Source organism: Bradyrhizobium sp. IC3195 (genome assembly GCF_020193585.1).
GTDB classification, from domain to species: Bacteria; Pseudomonadota; Alphaproteobacteria; order Rhizobiales; family Xanthobacteraceae; genus Bradyrhizobium; species Bradyrhizobium yuanmingense.
Genome location: NZ_JADYVG010000054.1, coordinates 1 through 4,693, shown reverse-complemented (window position 1 = coordinate 4,693; position 4,693 = coordinate 1). Strand labels below are relative to the sequence as shown.

Genomic DNA, 4,693 nt, shown 5'->3' with positions numbered 1-4,693 from the left:
GTACGATATTTCCGAATTTCGGTAAAGGGGAATATTTTTGTGGAGAGGGGTTGACGGGGTGGCGGGTGTTTTGGCCGACGGGCGCCGGCGATGGCGCCCAGTTTATTAGAGACGCGGCTCCCAATCCGATCGCCCCCAGCCAAACACCCTAGTTACCGAAGAAGCCCAATAGGCCTCCGGCCTCCTAGCGCTTGAAATTGCGCCTTTTTTCTGTCCTTCACGAAAATCGCGCCCGGCCCGGCGATGAGTCTTCCAGCATTCGGTGAGGTAACGTCCATGTGGAGGAACGGTACATCCCAATGGAAAACACAACTAAAAAGGGGGTAGGCTAGGCGTACCCCATTAAACTAGCGGCATAAATTCAACGGAAGATAGATGAGGCCGAAATATTCGTTTCTCGACGCGGCTTACCAAATACTTCAGAAGACCGGCCGCCCTATGACCGCGGCAGAGATTTTGCACGAAGGCAGATCTGACGGCTCGATCTCCACGAAGGGCAAGACCCCTCTCAAGTCTTTGAATGCACGGCTAGCTGTCGACATTTTAAAGCTGAAATCGCTGAGCCGCTTTATGCGCTCCGACGGCGGACGCTATGCTCTCAGGGCCTGGTCCGATGTGGTTCAAGAAAAGATTGTACCTCGGCGAACGCTGGCCTTGGTCGATGAAGACATTCTCGCATTCGACGCTGCCAAGCTACGGAAGTTCGTTCCCACCGATGGCTTTAAACGCGGGGACGACACACATCAAGAACTCCTCGCGTCCTGCTTTCCGGTAAAACGATCAGAAGCCGAGCTTCGCTATGACGTAATACAACTGATTTCCGTGTACGTCGTGCGGCACTACCAACACTTTCTCACTTATAAGCGCACGAGACGACTTCCCGAGGGCAGATTGCATGACACCTATTCTTGCTTTTTCGGCGGACATCTAACCGTCGGCGACCTGATGCCGCTGTTTCGGTTTAGCGATCCCGAGCAAGCGCTTTATTTACTAGACAGGGAGCTTTCTGAAGAACTGAGGCTAGAGGCGGAGCCTCGCGCGATGATTTTCAAAGGGCTTCTTTATGATCCTCGCACGGAAGTCAGCAAGCAGCACATAGGGATTGTCTTTTGTGTCGACGTACGAGATCGACGCTTCACCATTGGGGAAAAAGGCTTTCTGGCCGACGCGAAATTCGAATCAATAGTCGAGATGCGGGCCCGCCTGAAATCATTTGAGAATTGGTCTGAATATCTTATCGAGCACGAGTTACTTTCATGGAACTGAAGATGCTAGATGGTCTAACCATCGGAAGCGTCCTAGCCGGAGTTCTGGGCACGTTAGCCGTAGTCTGGCTAGAGAAGATGACCGCCCTCGCGAAGGGTCATCGAACTCTAGGGCGCCTTCTCTTCTTGGCCTCCAATAAGTTTCTGTGGCGCCTCATAGCAGCCGCCTTCATTTCGGTGCTCACAGCGTGGGTACTAAGCGCCACCGCGCCAGCCTTAGGCTTCCAAGTAAGCACGCCACTCGCCGCACTGATCATCTTTGGGCTGCTATCCATATCACTCCAATGGAGATTCTCGAACATTGGAATTCATTCAGCTCAAAGCTCGGTAGCAAGCGGCACCAACTACTCGTCAGCGCTGAGCCTCTGCCGCGACAACTTCTCCTTTTTGGGAACGGGGGCATACAAGCTTGTTAGTGAACCACGCTTCAAGGAAACGCTCCTTAGATGTAACGACAGCCAAAACCCAATTCGACTACTACTATCCAGCCCAGATAACCCTCTCATTCGGCAGGCTGAGCAACGAGCAGGCGTCGCGCCAGGGACGTACCGTCACAACTTAATAAGCTCGCTGAAAATGCTAAGTGAGCTTCGGAAAGAGCGGAGCGCCAAGTTTGAGGTTCGCTTCTACAAATCAGAGACCGAGCGCGATTTCGAAAACTTTCGCATGATGTTCATAGACGACGATGTGCTCCTGCTATCTTACAACATTTATGGGAATAGAGATACAGGGCGGAATACTCCCCAACTCGTCCTCTTTAAGAGCAGCATGAAATCATCCGCAGGAGGCTTCTACGCCGCTTTCCGCGGTTACTTCGAACGATTGTGGAATTCTTCCGAACCTTGGGATTTCCATGACTACGTATGACGCCAAAGCGAGTTGCTTCGGTAAGCTACCGTTTCAACTAATGGATTCACTTCAGCTGGAATCGTCGGTTGGATCAAATTATTGGGCGGACGCAGTTCTTGTCCCATCATCCAACGAAGCGCTAGCAACGATCGATTGCGTATCGCTCGATGATGAAAACTTGGCTCTGTCCGTGCAACTCGCGATCCTTCACTCGATGAACGATATCTTCGCTGCGAACGGGATACCAACCTCATTTTGCATATCGCTGATTTTATCGTCATCTACGGGAGCAGATTTGTTGAGTCAGCTAAACCAGACAATCGTCGATTGCGCCAAGTTGATCGATTGCAGCGTCGGAAAGCGGCACACAGTCCGAGCGGAGGGACCTGCGAGTGCGACAGTTAGCGTCATCGGAAAGGTTGCTAACGCCTCGTCGAACTTGGAAGAGGGCGGGTTCGTAGTGCTTGTTGGCGGCAGTTTGGGCGCTTTGGATTCAACTAACGAGGTTACAGCGCTACACGAAGTGCAAGCTCGTCAGTATGCCGCGCGAGAGATTCCAGGCCCAAAGAAAGATGTTTCTGGGGATGGGTTGGTAGGCACCCTGTATCAGCTTATGCTGCGCCACTCCGTCTCGATTGAGATTGCCTCACGATCAATTCCGCGATTTGCCTCGTCTGGAACCATCGCTTCTAACGAACTCCACAGCCGGAACTACTTTGACTATTCGAGCAAAGTGCTCGGCGAACTCTCGCCAAATTGCTCAGCTACCCTTTTTGCTCCCAGACTTTTCGGACCGATCGTGTGCCTTACAGCAGGCCCTTTAGAGTTTCCCGATATGGGTATTACAACCATCGGGAGCTTCCGCCGGGGCAAGGATAATCATTCGCTGAGGTTGTCATGACAATGACCCTCGGCTGCATTCATGGGCGCTTCCAACCATTTCACAACGGCCATTTCGAATATCTGTTGGCTGCTTCAAGGTACTGCGATCGCCTTGTTATCGGGATTACCCAATTTGATCCGGAGATTGCCGATGACGGTTCTCCCCCTCATAGGATGGCCGAGTCCGATAATCCTTTCTCCTATTGGGAGCGATTGCAGATAATTCGGCGCGTTATTGAGAGGTCACCGTTGGCAGGACGGGAAGTAGAAATTGTGCCTTTCCCTATCCATCAGCCCAGTAACATCGGCAGATTTGTTGATCGCACATCAACAATGTTCACAACGATCTACGATCGTTGGAACGTTGAGAAGATCCGGAGGCTCAAAGAACAGGGGTATCGCGTGCGCGTGCTTTGGCGTCGGAGAATCAAGGAGATCGAAGGAAAGCAGGTCAGACTCGCGATGCGTCACGATATGCAATTGTTTAAACGACTAGTACCTGAAGGCGGCTTTGAGGCAGTTGTAGAGATTATTCAGGGCTGGCCAAAAACGTAGCTCGTAGGATCGGTAGAGTTTCGCAAGAACTCTACCGATCCTACGCCGCTAGAATTCATATGCACTCCATTGCTTCAACCAGTACTGCCGATCTTCAACAAGTCCCGTAACTTTCGCGTAGGCATCAAGTGCGGCACTAAAGGAGCATCTTATGATTTCAGTGGCAACTTGCTCGACCCCATCCTTGAGATATCCGCGATAGACCCTGTCCCCCGCTATTCGCAATGAAATCTGGCGTTCGACCTGCTGCATATTTGCCACCCGGTCGTGGATTAGCACTCTCCAATCCGCCGCGCCCCCGTAACGCTCAGCCCTAAGTTGGCCTTCGCGTTGCCAGATGTCGCCGGCGACACCAATCTTTATGAAGCGCTTATTTAGAGAACCTGCAATGTAGACGTTTCCGGTCTGCGTCTCACGTCTCGTGAATCCAATGTTCGCGGGCTTGCATTGCGCGCAATGTCCCGCTCGAGTTCTGATTCGATGACCCGAAGCTTTACAGTATGAATCGGTGAGGATGAGAATGTTGCCGGCATGCCGGGCATTTCTCTCCCTAGATTGTTTGCTCTGGTGACGACCGTCGTAAACTTCCGATTCGGAGAAGCCGTGACGGTCAAGGAAGGCTCGCTCTTCAGCGGTGAACGGTGACATAGCGGGACAGCCTCGGTGTACTCTCCGAATACGTCCGCTTTCTTTGAGAAAGGTTCAGCAGCCTGCCAGCGCACTGTCGAGGCACTTGGATTTGGTAGCGGGGGAGGGACTCGAACCCCCGACCCCAGGATTATGATTCCCGTGCTCTAACCAGCTGAGCTACCCCGCCACAGGGATCGCGGCGGCGATTTGAGGCCGATCTCGCGAACGCGCGGCATATAAGGAAGGGGGCGGGGGTAAGTCAATCCGCCTTCGCTAAAGCTTCGGCGCGACAAGCCCGCTTCGGCCCGATTTCTCACCAGAATTTGCGATTTTTTACGGGGCCGGACTCGTGGATGGTGTCCCCTCACCCGGAATCCGCGCGTTGCGCGGATTCCGGCCTCTCCCCGGCGGGGAGAGGCGAAGGGAAGCGCTCTTATTTCGGCCTCACATTGGGGTCGCCGCCGGGGCTGCCGGGGGGCGGGATCACCGGGGTGTTGCTGTCGGTGCTGGGG

5 protein-coding genes and 1 tRNA gene are annotated in these 4,693 nt (G+C 53.3%); 4 read left to right on the top strand and 2 right to left on the bottom strand.

Annotated elements, in window-relative coordinates; translation table 11 throughout:
- The first annotated feature begins 375 nt into the window (after positions 1–375).
- The 4 genes from I6F09_RS36990 to I6F09_RS36975 are packed head-to-tail and all read left to right on the top strand — an operon-like array spanning position 376 to position 3,551.
- Positions 376–1,266, top strand: a complete 891-nt coding sequence (locus tag I6F09_RS36990) for an HTH domain-containing protein (protein WP_225190185.1) — start codon at positions 376–378, stop codon at positions 1,264–1,266.
- Positions 1,257–2,132 (top strand): hypothetical protein, encoded by an 876-nt coding sequence (locus tag I6F09_RS36985; RefSeq protein ID WP_225190184.1) that lies wholly within the window; start codon positions 1,257–1,259, stop codon positions 2,130–2,132. Before I6F09_RS36990 ends, I6F09_RS36985 begins: the two co-directional genes overlap by 10 nt.
- Entirely contained in the window at positions 2,119–3,015 is an 897-nt protein-coding gene (locus I6F09_RS36980; protein ID WP_225190183.1) for a hypothetical protein, read from the top strand. Before I6F09_RS36985 ends, I6F09_RS36980 begins: the two co-directional genes overlap by 14 nt.
- On the top strand, positions 3,012–3,551 hold the full coding sequence (locus I6F09_RS36975; protein ID WP_225190182.1) for an adenylyltransferase/cytidyltransferase family protein: 540 nt from the start codon (positions 3,012–3,014) through the stop codon (positions 3,549–3,551). Before I6F09_RS36980 ends, I6F09_RS36975 begins: the two co-directional genes overlap by 4 nt.
- 48 nt (positions 3,552–3,599) lie before the next feature.
- On the opposite strand, the gene I6F09_RS36970 is transcribed toward I6F09_RS36975, so the two are convergent.
- Together I6F09_RS36970 and I6F09_RS36965 are read right to left on the bottom strand one after the other, a co-directional pair.
- On the bottom strand, positions 3,600–4,199 hold the full coding sequence (locus tag I6F09_RS36970) for a hypothetical protein (protein WP_225190181.1): 600 nt from the start codon (positions 4,197–4,199) through the stop codon (positions 3,600–3,602).
- Between the two features lie 92 nt (positions 4,200–4,291).
- Positions 4,292–4,368 (bottom strand) — tRNA-Met (locus I6F09_RS36965).
- Positions 4,369–4,693: the final 325 nt, after the last annotated feature.